The organism is Mycobacterium attenuatum (genome assembly GCF_900566085.1).
Lineage (GTDB): Bacteria > Actinomycetota > Actinomycetes > Mycobacteriales > Mycobacteriaceae > Mycobacterium > Mycobacterium attenuatum.
Map to the genome: position 1 here is coordinate 1 of NZ_UPHT01000119.1, position 15,501 is coordinate 15,501.

Sequence of the window (15,501 nt, forward strand, 5' to 3'; positions counted from 1 at the left end):
CGTGTGCTGCGGTGTCCGCAGCCGGCGCGCCAAGCTTTCCAGGCGCTCCAGGGCGCGCATTCGCTCGGGGGTGGTGAGCACGTCAAAAGACAACTCACACAAACGATCCAGATCCGCGTCGAGCGCGTTGAAGACCCCGACGATGTCTTCACGACTGCTCGAACCCATGCCTGAAACTCTACGAACAACCACCGACAACAATCGCCGTCATGTGACCACTGAAACCACAGTGACACAAGGGATTACAGGGATCCGCAGATGGAGAAAGTCCCGTATGGGAGCAAGACAAGACACAGGTCGTAGTTGTATCCGACCCGGTTGACCCTGGATTCGGTGTCAGCGCTATGCAGTCTGCGCCGAAACGCCCAGCTTGTCTATTACGTCGATCTGACGCTTGTCGCGGGCGAACAATCGGCTGCAGCCGTCCGCCGGGCCTTGAGGCCTGAAAAGTCACGCCGTGCAGGCATTCTGGAGCCATCCCGCCGGCTACCAGACTTTCCTGCCACAGACCTCACGCAACGGCTCACCCCATTACCGAATGAGTCGTGTTCAGTCTTGTGGCACTTCCTGCTCGATCTGATCGAGCCACGTCCGAGCCGACATATCCGACGGCGCGCGCCAATCCCCGCGTGGAGACAACGCTCCCCCGTGCGACACCTTGGGGCCGTTGGGCAATGCCGAGCGTTTGAACTGGCTGAACGAATAAAACCGATCGACGAAAACCTGCAGCCAATGCCGGATCTCGGACAGGGAGTAGGACGGGCGTTTGTCGTGCGGGAAGCCGGGCGGCCACGTGCCGAGTTCGGAATCATGCCACGCATGCCAGGCCAGAAACGCGATCTTCGACGGCCGGAACCCGAAGCGCAACACGTGGAACAGCGAGAAGTCCTGCAGAGCAAAGGGTCCGACCTTCGCTTCGCTGCTCTGCAGCTCCTCCTCTTCGCCGCTGGGAACCAGCTCCGGGGTGATCTCGGTGTCGAGCACCGACTGCAGCACCTCGCCCACGTGCTCGTCGAATTCACCCGAGGTGATGACCCAGCGGATCAGATGCTGGATCAGCGTCTTGGGCACCCCGGCATTGACGTTGTAGTGCGACATCTGGTCGCCGACACCGTATGTCGACCAGCCCAGCCCCAGCTCGGACAGATCGCCGGTGCCCAGGACGATTCCGCCGCGCTGGTTGGCAATGCGGAACAGGTAATCGGTGCGCAGACCGGCCTGCACGTTCTCGAATGTGACGTCGTAGACCTTTTCACCGCGCGCGAACGGATGACCCATCTCGTTGAGCATCAGCGCCGCAGTGTCGCGAATATCGATTTCCTCGAACGTGGCCCCCAGCGCCCGCGCCAGCTTGACCGCGTTGGTCTTGGTGCGCTCGCCGGTGGCGAAGCCGGGCAGGGTGAACGCCAGAATGTCGCTGCGCGGGCGTTCTTCGCGGTCCATCGCGCGGGCCGCGACAATCAGCGCGTGTGTGGAGTCCAGGCCCCCGGAGACGCCGATGACCACCTTCGGGTAGTGCAGTGCCCGCAGCCGCTGTTCCAGACCGGATACCTGGATGTTGTAGGCCTCGTAGCAATCCTGTTGCAGCCGTCGCGCATCGGCCGGCACGAACGGGAACCGCTCGACGTTCCGCCGCAACCCGATGTCACCGGTGGGCGGATCGACGCGGAACTCAATGCGCCGGAACGACTCCACTGCTGCCCGGTGATGGCGCCGGTTGTCGTCGAAGGTGCCCATCCGCAGCCGCTCCGAGCGGAGCAACTCGGTGTCCACGTCGGCGACCGAACGGCGCTCGCCCTTGGGGAAACGCTCGGATTGCGCCAGCAGCACCCCGTTCTCCCAGATCATCGTCTGGCCGTCCCACGCCAAGTCCGTCGTCGACTCGCCCTCTCCCGCCGCGGCATAGACATAGGCCGCCAGGCAACGCGACGACGCGGACCGGGCCAGCAAGCAGCGGTCCTCGGCGCGCCCGATCGTGATCGGGCTTCCGGACAGGTTGGCCAATACGGTCGCACCCGCCAGAGCCGCCTCGGCGCTGGGCGGGACCGGGACAAACATGTCCTCGCAGATCTCCACGTGCAGGACGAAGCCGGGCAGGTCCGACGCGATGAAGAGCAGATCCGGCCCGAACGGCACATCCGATCCGCAGATCCGCATGCTGCCGCGCTCGTCGTCGCCGGCCGCGACCTGGCGGTGCTCGTAGAACTCCCGGTAGGTGGGCAGGTAGGACTTCGGAACCACACCCAGCACGCGGCCGCGATGGACAACGACCGCGGTGTTGTAGATGCGGTGCCGATAGCGCAGCGGCGCACCGACCACCAGGACGGGCAGCAGGTCGGCGGAGTGCGCCACCACGTCGCGCAGTGCATCCTCGACGGCCTCGAGCAAGACATCCTGCAGCAGGATGTCCTCGATCGAATAGCCGGACAACGTCAGTTCCGGAAACACCGCCAGGGCAACGCCGTCGTCGTGGCACTGGCGGGCCAGGCCCAACACCGAGGCGGCGTTGGCCTCGGGATCGCCGATGGTGGTGTGGTGCGTGCACGCGGCGACGCGCACGAACCCGTGCCGGTATGCGGAATAGAAGCTCATTGCCCTCCATTGTCGCGGTATCGCCATCTGGATCGGGTGACGGGGTGTTAGCGGAGCCCTACCCTCGGTTGGGTGGAATCCCCCGAACTCGTCGCGCTACTGGCCGGTCGCCGGGTCGCGGTGCTCACGGGCGCGGGGATTTCCACCGACTCGGGCATACCCGATTACCGAGGACCCGACTCACCGCCGAGCAATCCCATGACCATCGGCCAGTTCACCTCGGATCCGGCGTTTCGCCGGCGATACTGGGCACGCAATCACTGCGGCTGGCGGCACATGGACGACACCGTGCCCAATGCCGGACATCGGGCATTGGCCGCCTTGGAGCGGGCCGGGGTGGTGTCGGGCGTGATCACCCAGAACGTCGATCTGCTGCACACCAAGGCCGGCAGCCGCGACGTGGTCAATCTGCACGGCACCTATGCGCAGGTGGTCTGCCTGAGTTGCGGTTACACCATGAGCCGGGCCGCGCTGGCCCAGCAGCTGGAAGCGCTCAACCCCGGGTTCATCGAGCGCGCCGCGGCGGTCGGCGGATTGGCGGTGGCTCCCGACGCGGACGCCGTCATCGCCTCGGCCGCAGACACCGCATCGTTTCGCTACCTCGATTGCCCGTGCTGCACCGGAATACTCAAACCCGACATCGTCTACTTCGGCGAAAACGTGCCCAAAAAACTTGTGGCTCAAGCCTACTCACTGGTTGATCGGGCCGAGGCCCTGCTGGTCGCCGGCTCGTCGCTGACGGTGTACTCCGGCTACCGATTCGTGCGCCGCGCCGCGGCCCTCGCGATCCCGATCGCCGTCGTCAACCGTGGACCTACCCGCGGCGACGACGCGGCCAGGCTGAAGATCGACGGCGGCTGCTCGGAGACGCTGACCGGGTTGGCCGCTGAGCTGGCGACCGGCCGCCCAGCAGAAGATGCCGAGCATGGTGCGGATAAGCGTGCACGAAGCTGCCCGGCCTAGGCCGGCACCGCTTCTGGATGTCGGGCATTTGACGCAACAGCTCACCGAAAATGGCGTGTAGCTGCGTCCTGGCCACATGAGCCCCCAGGCAAAAGTGCACGCGCCACCCTCCGAAACCCGCGTGCGGCTTGGGACTACGGCCTAGCTCGAAGCGCTCTGGACGCACGAACACATCGTGGCTGTCTCTCAGAGGTGCTTAGGCCACCTCAGGTCAAACGGGCACCAAGTCGTCGGCATGCACCGCGGGCCGGCGCAGTTCACCGGGCAACTCCGAGGTGGACCGGCCCATCATCGAGGCAAGCTCGGCCGCGTCGTAGGCAACCACACCGCGGGCCACGGTGGCCGCATCGGGTCCACGGAGTTCGACAACGTCACCGGCGAAAAACTTGCCCGATACCGCGGTGATGCCAGCCGGCAGCAGCGACCGGCGCTGCCGCACGACGGCCCGCACCGCACCCGAGTCCAGGGTCAGCCAGCCCGCGGCCTCGGCGGCATACCGTACCCAGAACCGCCGCGCCGACATGCGCCCCGGACGCGGCGCGAAGACAGTGCCCACCGACGCGTCGCTGAGCGCCGTCGCCGCGTCCGTTGCGAGGGCCAGCAGCACCGGCATCCCCGCATCGGCTGCCAGTAGCGCCGACGAGACCTTGGACGCCATCCCGCCGGTACCGAGGTGACTGCTGCGCCCGGCGACAACCCCGTCCAGATCGGCGACACCGGACACCTCGGGAATGAACCGCGCCCCCTGGTGTTTTCGCGGGTCCGCCTCGTAGAGGCCGTCGATGTCGGACAGCAGCACCAGCGCCTCGGCACCCACCAGGTGGGCTACCAGGGCCGAGAGCCGATCGTTGTCACCGAAACGGATTTCGTTGGTGGCCACCGTGTCGTTCTCGTTGACGATCGCCACCGCATGCAGTGCCCGCAACCGGTCCAGGGTGCGCTGGGCGTTGGTATGCTGCACCCGCATGGAAATATCGTGGGCGGTCAGCAGCACCTGCCCGACTGTGCGCCCGTAGCGGGCGAACGCCGCGCTCCACGAGTTCACCAGCGCCACCTGCCCCACACTGGCCGCAGCTTGCTTGGTCGCCAAATCCCTTGGGCGGCGGGGTAATCCGAGTGGCTCGAGGCCGGCGGCGATCGCGCCCGAAGATACGATGACGACGTCGGTGCCCGCCTTCATCCGCGCCTCGATAGCGTCGGCCAAGTCGGCCAGCCGGCCGGCGTCGAACATGCCGGACGGGGTGGTCAGCGCCGTCGTGCCGACCTTGACGACGAGGCTGCGTGCGGCCCGGATGGCTTCCCGGTGGGCACTGGTCATCAGCTCTCACCGCGTTCACGTCGCTGCCGGCGGGCCGCCTTGCGTTCGGCGGCGCCGACCCGCTCGTTGCGCTCCAGACGCGCGTCGGTGCCCCGGCCTGACATCGTGACGTGACCGCCCGCGGGAGTTTGCGGCTCCCAGTCGAAGGTCATCTCACCGATCGTCACCGCACACCCTGGCTGAGCACCTAGCCGCAACAACTCGTCCTCGACACCCAGGCGCGCCAGGCGGTCCGCGAGATAGCCGACGGCCTCGTCGTTGTCGAAGTCGGTCTGGCCGATCCAGCGCTCGGGCCGGGCACCGGTCACCACGAAACCGCCGTGTCCGTCGGGCCGCACCTCGAAACCACTGTCGTCGATGGGCACGGGGCGAATCACCGGCCGTCGCGGCACCACCTGAGGCCGTGCGGCGTTGTACCGCGCCATCATGTGCCACAGCCCGAAGATCAACGGCTGCAGGTTTTCCCGGGTGACGGTGGACACCAGGAAGACCGGCCAACCGCGCTGGGCGATCTCGTCGCGAACGAACTCGGCCAGTTCGCGGGCCTCGGGGACGTCGATCTTGTTGAGCACCACCGCCCGGGGCCGTTCGGTGAGATCGTCCAACACCGAATCACCCCTCAACGTGGGTGTGTAAGCCGCAAGTTCGGCTTCCAGCGCGTCGATGTCGGAGATCGGGTCGCGGCCGGGGTCGTTGGTCGCGCAGTCCACAACATGTACCAGCACCGCGCAGCGCTCGATGTGCCGCAGGAAATCCAGGCCCAGCCCGCGGCCCTGGGCCGCGCCCGGGATCAAGCCGGGCACGTCGGCCACCGTGAATGCGTGTTCGCCCGCCGAAACCACCCCGAGGTTGGGCACGAGGGTGGTGAACGGGTAGTCGGCGATTTTGGGTTTGGCCGCCGAAACGACCGACACCAGCGACGACTTCCCGGCCGACGGGAACCCGATGAGTCCGACGTCGGCAACGGTCTTGAGTTCGAGGGTGAGATCCCGCGATTGTCCGGGTTCGCCGAGCAAGGCGAACCCCGGTGCTTTGCGGGCACGCGACGCCAGCGCGGCGTTGCCCAACCCTCCGCGGCCACCAGCGGCGGCCGCAAAGCGGGTGCCGGCACCGACCAGATCGGCCAGCAACCGCCCGGTTTCGTCCAGCACAACGGTGCCGTCGGGCACCTTGACCTCCAGGTCGGTGCCCGCGGCGCCGTCGCGGTTGCTGCCCATGCCGGGTTTGCCCGATGGCGCGTTGATGTGGGGATGGAAATGGAAGTCGAGCAGGGTGTGCACCTGCGAGTCCACCACGAAGACGATGCTGCCGCCGCGCCCGCCGTTGCCGCCGTCGGGACCGCCCAGCGGCTTGAATTTTTCCCGATGAACCGAGGCGCAGCCGTTACCGCCCGAACCCGCCCGCACGTGCACGACGACTCGATCGACGAACCGAGGCATCGGCTACCAATCCTTCGGATGTAACACCAAGGCGGACAAAAGCCCGTGTGACCGCCCCTGCGTTACGCGCGGGAAGCGCTTAGGACTGCGGCACGATGTTGACGGTCTTGCGCCCACGCTTGATGCCGAACTCGACCGCACCGCCCGCCTTGGCGAACAGCGTGTCATCCCCGCCGCGGCCGACATTGATGCCGGGATGAAATTTGGTGCCACGCTGGCGAACGAGGATCTCACCGGCCTGGACGACCTGGCCGCCGAACCGCTTGACACCCAGCCGCTGCGCGGCCGAGTCACGACCGTTGCGCGAGCTGGAAGCGCCCTTCTTGTGTGCCATTTGTCGCCTCCGCTATTTGATGCCGGTGACTTTCAGGACCGTCAGCTGCTGACGGTGGCCCTGCCGCTTGTGGTAACCGGTCTTGTTCTTGAACTTGTGGATACGGATCTTGGGACCCTTGACGTGCTCGAGCACCTCGCCGGTCACCGCGACCTTGGCCAGTGCCTTGGCATCGGTGGTGACGGTGGCCCCGTCGACGACCAGGGCGACCGGCAGCGACACGTTCGCCCCGGGGTCGGATTCGAGCTTCTCGACCTTGACCACGTCTCCGACGGCAACCTTGTATTGCTTTCCGCCGGTCTTGACGATTGCGTAGGTCGCCATCGTGGGTGCACCTCTGCTCGTTGTCGCGCTTACATTTGCGGGCACGCGCCACCGGTTGCTTACGCGTGCGGGTCTGGTTCGCGATTCGGCACACAGCGCCACCGGAGGCGCGATTGGACCGTATCGCCGTCGTAGGCTGGCAGCCTGCCGACAACTGACCCAGGTTACGTGACCAGCAGCTACAGGGTCAAACCGGCGCGCAGTTGTAGCGTTCAGTCCACATGGATCGGCGGGCCGGCCGGCCTGCCCGCCGCCCGTCGCCGACGCGGACGTTCCGGCAACGAGGCCATCCCGACGGGACCAGGCGGGCCGTCGGCGCTGTCCCCGGGCTCGGAATCGATGTCCTCATCGTCGGTGTCGGAATCGTCGACGTCGAGATCGTCATCGAGGTCGTCGTCGCCCAGGTCGTCGTCATCGAGCTCGTCGTCGTCATCGAGCTCCTCGTCATCGAGCTCTTCATCCTCGTCGCTGTCTTCGTCGCCGTCCTCGTCGGTATCTTCGTCACCGTCCTCGTCACCGTCTTCGTCGGTGTCTTCGTCGGTGTCTTCGTCGGTGTCGGTGTCCTCGAAGTCTTCGATCTCGTCGGAGTCGCCGGACTCGCCGTTGTCGTCGAGGTCAGCTATGTCGTCGGAGACCCCTATCGCGGTCTCTTCGACGACCCCAACCGCGAGTTCCGCGCCGGACTCCTCGGGTTCGCCGTCCCCGCGATCCGGCCCCAGGGACGAGCCTGCGGCCATCGCTTTGAACATCGGATGCTCGCCGGGAGCGTGAGCGGGGACCTTGGCCACGATCGCTTTCTCACCGGGCTCTTCGGCGCGACTCTTCTTCGATCGCCTGTTGCGCCGGCCCCCGGAGTCCGACTTTCGCCCGGGCGCCGCTCCCGAATCCACCGGATCGGCCTGCACCAGGATCCCGCGACCGCTGCACTGGGGACACGATGTCGAGAAGGCCTCGATCAGGCCGGTTCCCAGACGTTTGCGGGTCAGCTGCACCAAGCCCAGCGAGGTCACCTCGGACACCTGGTGACGGGTGCGGTCGCGGGCCAGCGCCTCGGTCAGCCGCCGCAGCACCAGGTCGCGGTTGGATTCCAGCACCATGTCGATGAAGTCGATGACGACGATGCCGCCGATGTCACGCAACCGCAGCTGACGCACGATCTCTTCGGCCGCCTCCAGGTTGTTCTTGGTGACGGTCTGCTCGAGATTGCCCCCAGAGCCGGTGAACTTACCCGTGTTGACGTCGATCACCGTCATGGCCTCGGTCCGGTCGATCACCAGCGTCCCGCCCGACGGCAGCCACACCTTGCGGTCCATCGCCTTGGCCAGCTGCTCGTCGATACGATGCACCGCGAACACATCGGGCGGCGGCTGGCCCCCGGAAAGCTCCGCCGGCTCGTATTTGGTCAACTTCGAAACCAGATCGGGCGCAACGGAATTCACGTAGTCGTTAATCGTGGTCCAGGCTTCGTCACCGGAAACGATGAGCCCGGCGAAATCCTCATTGAACAAGTCGCGAATAACCTTGACCAGCACATCCGGCTCTTCGTAGAGCGCCACCGCAGCGCCGGCCGCCTTTTGCTTGACCTCGGCAGCTTTGGCTTCGATCTGCTGCCAGCGCTCTTGCAACCGGGTGACGTCGGCGCGGATGTCGCCCTCTTTGACCCCCTCGGACGCGGTGCGGATGATCACCCCCGCGTCGGACGGCACCACCTCACGCAAGATCTCCTTGAGTCGCTGACGCTCGGTGTCGGGCAGCTTGCGACTGATCCCAGTCGACGACGCGCCCGGCACATAGACCAGATAGCGGCCGGCCAACGACACCTGCGTGGTCAGCCGTGCACCCTTGTGGCCTACCGGGTCCTTACTGACCTGAACGACGACGTAGTCACCAGGTTTGAGGGCTTGTTCGATCTTGCGGTCCGCCCCGCCCAGACCCGCGGCATCCCAGTTGACTTCACCGGCATAGAGCACCCCGTTGCGGCCACGACCGATGTCGATGAAGGCGGCCTCCATCGATGGCAGCACGTTCTGCACAATGCCCAGGTAGATGTTGCCCACCAGAGAAGCTGAAGCCGCCGACGTCACGAAGTGTTCGACGACGATCCCGTCTTCCAGCACGGCGATCTGGGTGTAGCGGGCACCCGGCTGCGGCGGCTCGGTGCGGACCCGGTCACGCACCACCATCACGCGCTCGACGGCTTCACGCCTGGCCAGGAATTCGGCCTCGGTCAGTACCGGTGGGCGACGCCGGCCGGCATCGCGGCCATCCCGGCGGCGTTGCCGTTTGGCTTCCAGCCGGGTGGAGCCGTCGATGCCCTTGATCTCGTTACCGCTGGATTCGCCGTCTCCGGAACCGCCCCCGTTGCGCGGCGCGCGCTCGTGCACGACGGTGTTGGGCGGATCATCGGGCGACGGGCCCTCGTCACCGTCATCTCCGGAACCCGACTTGCGCCGTCTGCGCCGCCGGCGACGACGGCTGCCGCCCTCTGCCGAACCGTTGTCTTCGTCGCCGGCGTCGGTGTCGGTGTCATCGGAGTCTTGATCGCCGTCGTCATCGCTTCGCCCGGAATCCGCATCCGTCTTCTGCTCGACCTCATCACCGTCGTCACCGGCGTGGCCGAGCCCGTCGGATCCGCCCTGTTCGCCACGTCCGCGGCCACGACCACGACGGCCGCGTCGGCGGCGCCGGCCGCTCGGCCGGTCGATTTGCTCTTGCTCGTCGTCTGAGTCTTCGGCGGTGTCGTCGATATCGTCGATATCGTCGGTGTCGTCGGTGTCGTCGGTGTCGTCGTCATCGCTCGGCTCGGGAATCGGCTGCGGCGCGACAAACAGGGGCAGGTAGTGGGGCCGCTCCACCCACGTCTCGACGACCTGCACCGTCTCATGCGTTTCCAGCAGCAGCCGGGATTCGGGTTCCGGGGGCGCCTCGGATTCCTCGGGCGCAGCAGCCGCCTCGCCGACACCGGGCGCGGCGTGTTCCGTTTCGTCGGAGGGTCCTTCGGAGGGCCGTTCGGCTAGTAGGTCGCGCACCCGGACGGCATCGACCCGGTCCACGCTCGAATGTGCGCTGCGGATTCGCCCGTCCAGCGCGTTCAGGGCGTCAAGCACCCGCCTGCTGCTGGTTCCCAGCGTTCGTGCCAGTGAATGGACTCTCAGGCGGTCCGGCAGTTCCTCACGCTGTGTCGGGTCTCTTGGGTCTGAAGATGGGGCACCGTCTACCACGTATTCTCCTCAAGCCCCCGGGCGCGTCGTTTCGACGCGGCCACGCGAGGGCTCCGCTATGTGCCCGGGTCACTTCTCCCGGGCTTGTGATGGTCTTGCTCCGAGCCGCTCGGGCGAGCGAACTCGGCGCCGTGCTGAATGACGGCTTGACACGCCGCGCCCCATCGGATGGCGATGGTCGCGCTTGCCGAAGTCTTCATTCGGGTGTTCGACGCCGGTCCGACGACGTTCACCCGCAGTCAGTATCCCATATCACTCGGCCGGATCACCCCGGTCTGAGCTGCATACCGGCGAAACCGGCTCATCACCGGCTCATCACCGGCTAAGCGCTGGGAAACCAGAGCGCGATTTCGCGCTGCGCCGACTCGATCGAGTCGGAGCCGTGCACCAGGTTGAACTGGGTTTCCAAACCAAAATCACCCCGGATGGTGCCCGGCGTGGCCTTGTCGACCGGGTCAGTGCCACCGGCGAGTTGACGAAACGCCGTGACTGCTCGCGGCCCCTCCACAACGGCGGCCACGACCGGCCCCGACGTGATGAACTCGAGCAAGGAACCGAAGAATGGCTTACCTTCGTGCTCGGCGTAGTGGCGGCCGGCGAGCTCGTCGTTGACGTTTCTGAGCTCCAGCGCCGCGATGGTCAGGCCCTTGCGCTCGATGCGGCTGATGATCTCGCCGATCAGTTGGCGTTGCACACCGTCGGGCTTGATCAGTACGAGAGTCCGTTCAGTCACGGTGGCTAACAGTAGGTCACCGGCGGGCCGAATGCCCACCTGGCACCCGTGACCCCGTTTAGCCCGACGGCGGCGCTTCCCGTCGCTCGCGCCTGCGGACCTCGGATCGGAAGTAAGCGATCAACACCCAAACCCCGGTGAACAGCACACCGATGAAGCCGACGCCCGGATACACGGCGAACCCGGCGAGCAGCACCAGCTGCACGCCGAGGTTCACCCAGATCGCCCACGGTTTGCGTTGCAGCCCGGCAAGCAGGATCAATGCTGCCGCCAGCCCGATCAGATAAGTCAGCGACGCCGAACTCAGCCCGCCGCCCACTGCCCCCACCACGGGGATGGCCAGCAGCACCACGATCGCCTCGAGCAGCAGTGTCACGGCCATGACCGCACCGAAGCTCTGCCACGGGTCCGCTCGCGGTGTGTCTGCCGGCTCGTGCGACTGGCCGCTCATTCCGGGTCACGTCCAAACAGACTGCGGGCGGCTCCGGCGGTGACGACCGATCCGGTGACGACGATCCCGGAACCGGAGAACGAACCCACGTCGGCTCCCGCCGCAACCGCCTCATCGACCAGTGCCGTTGCCGTATCGATGGCATCACGCAGATTCGCGGCGGTGAACACCCGATCGGCGCCGAACGGCTCCCGGGCCGCGGTCGCCAGCGACTCGACATCCAGCGCCCGTGGTGAGCCGTTGTGGGTCACCACGACGGAATCGAACACCGGCTCCAAGGCCTGCAGAATGCCGTGCACGTCCTTGTCGGCCAGCACGCTGACCACTCCGGCCAGATACCGGAAGTCGAACTCGCCGGCCAGCGTCTGCGCCAGCGCCATTGCCCCGGCCGGATTATGCGCGGCGTCGATGAACACCGTCGGCGCGCTGCGCATGCGCTCCAGCCGGCCGGGACTGGTGGCCGCGGCGAAGCCGGCGCGCACCGCCTCGACGTCGAGCTGACGCTGTGCCCCCGCTCCGAAGAAGGCCTCGACCGCGGCCAGTGCCACCGCCGCGTTGTGCGCCTGGTGTTCACCGTGCAGCGGCAGATAGATGTCGGAGTACACCCCGCCGAGGCCCTGCAATTGCAGCACCTGACCACCGACGGCGACCTGGCGGCCCAACACCGCGAACTCCGAATCCTCCCGTGCGACCGCGGCGTCAGCGCGCACTGCCTGACCCAGCAGCACTTCCATGGCTTCCGGGCGCTGGCGCGCGATGACCGCCACCGTGTCGGGCGAGCCCTCGGCGGCCCGACGGATGATGCCCGCCTTTTCACCCGCGATCCCGGCGATGTCGTGACCGAGGTAGTCGACATGGTCCCTGCTGATCGGGGTGATCACGGCCACGGGCGCGTTGATGACGTTGGTGGCGTCCCATCGACCACCCATGCCCACCTCGATCACCGCGACGTCGACGGGTGCGTCGGCGAACGCGGCGAAGGCCATCGCGGTGAGCACCTCGAACTTGCTCATTGCCGGCCCGTTCGCGGCCTGAGACTGCTGATCGATCATCTGCACGAACGGCTCGATTTCTCGGTACGTCGCCACGTACCGCGCCGGGCTGATGGGCTTTCCGTCAATCGAAATCCGTTCGACCACCGACTGCAGATGCGGGCTGGTGGTTCGTCCGGTGCGTTGCTGCAATGCGGTAACCAGGGAGTCGACCATCCGCGCCACCGAAGTCTTGCCATTGGTGCCGGCGATGTGAATCGAGGGATAGCTGAGCTGCGGTGAACCGAGCAGGTCCAGCAACGCGCTGATCCTGGTCAGGCTCGGCTCAATGCGAGTCTCCGGCCAGCGCTGGTCCAACAGGTGCTCGACCTGCAACAGGGACGCGATCTCGTCAGGCGTGGGGGCCTCACCGCCGGAAGGCTGGTCGAGCTGCTCGAAACTCATTGCAGTGCAGCCAGTCTGGCTGTGATGCGATCGGTTTCCTCTTGCGCCAGCCGCTGCCGGTCGCGGATCTTGTCGACGACAGCTTCGGGTGCCTTGGCCAAAAACTCCGCGTTCGCCAGTTTGGCGCCGGTTGACGCGAGCTCCTTTTGCGCGGCGGCCAATTCCTTTTCCAGACGACGGCGCTCAGCGGCCACGTCGATCGTGCCGGAGGTATCGAGTTCGACGACAACCGTCCCGCGGCTCAGCCGAACCTCCAATGACACCGAAGGGCGGAAATCCGGACCCGCAGCGGTGAGCCACGCCAGCGATGTCACAGCAGCCACCTGAGTCGTCAGCTCCGACTCGTCGACACCGGCCAGCCGCGCCGGCACCTTCTGCCGATCGGCCAGACCCTGATCGCTGCGGAATCGTCGGACCTCGGTCACCAGCTTCTGCATATCGCTGATGCGCTGCACGGCAACGGGATCCATCGTGATGCCGGAGGGCTGCGGCCACTCGGCGATTACCAAGGACTCGCTGCCAGTCTCGTCATCGATCAACGCCTGCCACAGCGCTTCGCTGACGAACGGAATCACCGGATGCAGCAGCCGAAGCAGCGTGTCCAACACCGCCGCCAGAACGGCCGTGGTATGTGAGAGCCCCTCGGCAAGCTGGGTTTTCGCCAGCTCGACATACCAGTCGCAGAACTCATCCCAGGCGAAGTGATACAACGCTTCGCAGGCGCGGCTGAATTCGTAGCTGTCGAAGGCCGAATCCACTTCGGTGCGAACCTCTTCCAGCCGTCCCAAGATCCAGCGGTCGGCATCGGTCAGCTGCGCCGGCGGCGGCAAGGGCGCCGGCACCGCACCGTTGAGGAGGGCGTAGCGGGTCGCGTTGAACAGCTTGGTGCTGAAGTTGCGCGACGCGCGAACGGCGTCCTCGCCCACCGCCAAATCGCCCCCGGGGCTGGCGCCGCGGGCCAGCGTGAACCGCAATGCGTCCGCTCCAAACTCGTCGATCCAGTCCAGTGGGTCGACGACGTTACCCTTGGACTTGCTCATCTTGCGGCCGGACTCGTCACGAATCAGCCCGTGCAGGAACACATCGGTGAAGGGCACCTGGGGGCCTCGGCTGCCGTCGAGGGTGATGGCGTCGTCGCCGCCGACGAACGTGCCGAACATCATCATCCGCGCCACCCAGAAGAACAAGATGTCGTAACCGGTGACCAGAACGCTTGTCGGATAAAACTTGTCCAACTCCGCAGTCTTTTCGGGCCAGCCCAGCGTCGAAAATGGCCACAGCGCCGAGGAGAACCAGGTGTCCAGCACGTCGGGGTCCTGCTCCCAACCCTCCGGCGGTGTCTCGTCCGGTCCAACACACACCTTTTCGCCGTTGGGCCCGTACCAGATCGGAATGCGGTGTCCCCACCACAGCTGTCGGGAGATACACCAGTCGTGCATGTCGTCGACCCAGGCGAACCAGCGCGGCTCCAGGCTGGCGGGATGAATCACCGTGTCGCCGTTGCGCACCGCGTCGCCGGCCGCCTTGGCCAGCGACTCCACCCGGACCCACCACTGCAGCGACAGCCTCGGTTCGATCGGTTCCCCGCTACGCTCGGAATGTCCGACGCTGTGCAGGTAAGGGCGCTTCTCCTCGACGACACGGCCTTGGGCGGCAAGTGCCTCGCGCACCGCGACCCGTGCTTCGAATCGATCCATGCCGTCGAATTGTGTTCCGGTGTCGGCAATCCTGCCCTTGACGTCCATGATCGAGGGCATCGCCAGGTTGTGCCGCATTCCGATCTCGAAGTCGTTCGGGTCGTGAGCGGGCGTGACTTTGACTGCGCCAGTGCCGAATCCGGGATCCACGTGCTCGTCGGCGACGACGATCAGCTGCCGGTCGACAAACGGGTGCGGCAGGCCGGTGCCGACCAGGTGGCGGTAGCGCTCGTCGTCGGGATGTACCGCGATGGCAGTGTCGCCGAGCATGGTCTCTACCCGGGTGGTGGCCACCACGATGTGTGGTTGTGAGTCGTCGAGCGAGCCGTATCGGAACGACACCAGCTCGCCCTCGACGTCGAGGTAGTTGACTTCCAGGTCCGAGATCGCCGTCTGGAGCACCGGCGACCAGTTGACTAGGCGCTCGGCCTGATAAATCAGTCCGGCGTCGTAGAGCCTCTTGAAGATGGTGCGCACCGCCCGGGACAGGCCATCGTCCATGGTGAACCGGTCGCGGCTCCAGTCCACTCCGTCACCGAGCCGGCGCATCTGGCCACCGATCGCCCCGCCGGACTCCCGCTTCCAGTCCCAGACCTTCTCGACGAACAGCTCCCGGCCGAAGTCTTCTTTGGTCTTGCCGTCGACCGCCAGCTGCTTTTCCACCACGCTCTGAGTGGCGATACCGGCATGGTCCGTGCCGGGTTGCCACAGCACCTCGTAGCCCTGCATGCGTTTTCGGCGGGTCAGGGCGTCCATCATGGTGTGTTCCAGTGCGTGGCCCATATGCAGACTGCCGGTCACGTTCGGCGGCGGCAGCACGATCGAATAGGCAGGCTTGGCGCTGGTGGGGTCGGCGGTGAAATAACCGGCATCCAACCAGTTCTGGTAGATGGCCCCCTCCATCGCACCCGGGTCCCACGTCTTGGGCAACTGGTCGGCATCAGAGCGGGGGCTGGCGGTCACCGGTCAATTCTAGGAACCGCCATGTGCGGG

At 66.2% G+C, this 15,501-nt stretch carries 11 protein-coding genes and 1 pseudogene; 1 reads left to right on the top strand and 11 read right to left on the bottom strand.

The window, feature by feature from the left end:
• Nucleotides 1-549 precede the first annotated feature (549 nt).
• The gene (locus EET13_RS19110; RefSeq protein WP_122443761.1) at nucleotides 550-2,592 is read right to left on the bottom strand and encodes an NAD(+) synthase; all 2,043 of its coding nucleotides are present in this window, start codon (nucleotides 2,590-2,592) and stop codon (nucleotides 550-552) included.
• A gap of 72 nt (nucleotides 2,593-2,664) precedes the next feature.
• Here EET13_RS19110 and EET13_RS19115 point away from each other — a divergent pair, with 72 nt between their 5' ends.
• Nucleotides 2,665-3,555, top strand: a complete 891-nt coding sequence (locus tag EET13_RS19115; RefSeq protein ID WP_122443762.1) for a Sir2 family NAD-dependent protein deacetylase — start codon at nucleotides 2,665-2,667, stop codon at nucleotides 3,553-3,555.
• Here EET13_RS19115 and EET13_RS31660 read toward each other — a convergent pair.
• From EET13_RS31660 to EET13_RS19165, 10 genes and pseudogenes are all read right to left on the bottom strand, one after another.
• Nucleotides 3,530-3,730: pseudogene (locus tag EET13_RS31660) on the bottom strand (cytochrome P450); the annotation flags it as partial. The gene EET13_RS19115 and the pseudogene EET13_RS31660 sit on opposite strands and share 26 nt — an antisense overlap.
• 36 nt (nucleotides 3,731-3,766) lie before the next feature.
• Nucleotides 3,767-4,873 (bottom strand): glutamate 5-kinase, encoded by a 1,107-nt coding sequence (gene proB, locus EET13_RS19125; RefSeq protein ID WP_122443763.1) that lies wholly within the window; start codon nucleotides 4,871-4,873, stop codon nucleotides 3,767-3,769.
• Entirely contained in the window at nucleotides 4,873-6,312 is a 1,440-nt protein-coding gene (obgE, locus tag EET13_RS19130) for a GTPase ObgE (RefSeq protein ID WP_122443764.1), read from the bottom strand. The genes proB and obgE overlap by 1 nt, the downstream gene beginning before the upstream one ends.
• 79 nt (nucleotides 6,313-6,391) lie before the next feature.
• The gene (gene rpmA / locus EET13_RS19135) at nucleotides 6,392-6,646 is read right to left on the bottom strand and encodes a 50S ribosomal protein L27 (protein WP_122443765.1); all 255 of its coding nucleotides are present in this window, start codon (nucleotides 6,644-6,646) and stop codon (nucleotides 6,392-6,394) included.
• Between the two features lie 12 nt (nucleotides 6,647-6,658).
• Nucleotides 6,659-6,970, bottom strand: a complete 312-nt coding sequence (rplU, locus tag EET13_RS19140; RefSeq protein ID WP_122443766.1) for a 50S ribosomal protein L21 — start codon at nucleotides 6,968-6,970, stop codon at nucleotides 6,659-6,661.
• 212 nt (nucleotides 6,971-7,182) lie between these two features.
• Nucleotides 7,183-10,191, bottom strand: coding sequence for a ribonuclease E (rne, locus tag EET13_RS19145; protein WP_122443767.1), 3,009 nt, complete (start codon nucleotides 10,189-10,191; stop codon nucleotides 7,183-7,185).
• A gap of 322 nt (nucleotides 10,192-10,513) precedes the next feature.
• Nucleotides 10,514-10,924 carry a nucleoside-diphosphate kinase gene (gene ndk, locus EET13_RS19150; protein ID WP_122443844.1) on the bottom strand — a complete coding sequence of 137 codons (411 nt, stop codon included), beginning with the start codon at nucleotides 10,922-10,924 and terminating at the stop codon, nucleotides 10,514-10,516.
• Between the two features lie 58 nt (nucleotides 10,925-10,982).
• Nucleotides 10,983-11,375, bottom strand: a complete 393-nt coding sequence (locus tag EET13_RS19155; RefSeq protein WP_122443768.1) for a DUF4233 domain-containing protein — start codon at nucleotides 11,373-11,375, stop codon at nucleotides 10,983-10,985.
• Complete coding sequence (gene folC / locus EET13_RS19160) at nucleotides 11,372-12,811, bottom strand: bifunctional tetrahydrofolate synthase/dihydrofolate synthase (RefSeq protein ID WP_122443769.1); 1,440 nt, start codon at nucleotides 12,809-12,811, stop codon at nucleotides 11,372-11,374. The genes EET13_RS19155 and folC overlap by 4 nt, the downstream gene beginning before the upstream one ends.
• Nucleotides 12,808-15,471: a valine--tRNA ligase gene (locus tag EET13_RS19165; RefSeq protein ID WP_122443770.1), complete on the bottom strand. Its 2,664-nt coding sequence runs from the start codon at nucleotides 15,469-15,471 to the stop codon at nucleotides 12,808-12,810. The genes folC and EET13_RS19165 overlap by 4 nt, the downstream gene beginning before the upstream one ends.
• Nucleotides 15,472-15,501 lie beyond the last annotated feature (30 nt).

What these genes read in the sequence shown, in the direction of transcription:
- obgE (WP_122443764.1), bottom strand. Translation starts at nt 6,312, where the DNA reads ATGCCTCGGTTCGTCGATCGAGTCGTCGTGCACGTGCGGGCGGGTTCG.
- rpmA (WP_122443765.1), bottom strand. Translation starts at nt 6,646, where the DNA reads ATGGCACACAAGAAGGGCGCTTCCAGCTCGCGCAACGGTCGTGACTCG.
- proB (WP_122443763.1), bottom strand. Translation starts at nt 4,873, where the DNA reads ATGACCAGTGCCCACCGGGAAGCCATCCGGGCCGCACGCAGCCTCGTC.
- EET13_RS19155 (WP_122443768.1), bottom strand. Translation starts at nt 11,375, where the DNA reads ATGAGCGGCCAGTCGCACGAGCCGGCAGACACACCGCGAGCGGACCCG.
- EET13_RS19110 (WP_122443761.1), bottom strand. Translation starts at nt 2,592, where the DNA reads ATGAGCTTCTATTCCGCATACCGGCACGGGTTCGTGCGCGTCGCCGCG.
- folC (WP_122443769.1), bottom strand. Translation starts at nt 12,811, where the DNA reads ATGAGTTTCGAGCAGCTCGACCAGCCTTCCGGCGGTGAGGCCCCCACG.
- rplU (WP_122443766.1), bottom strand. Translation starts at nt 6,970, where the DNA reads ATGGCGACCTACGCAATCGTCAAGACCGGCGGAAAGCAATACAAGGTT.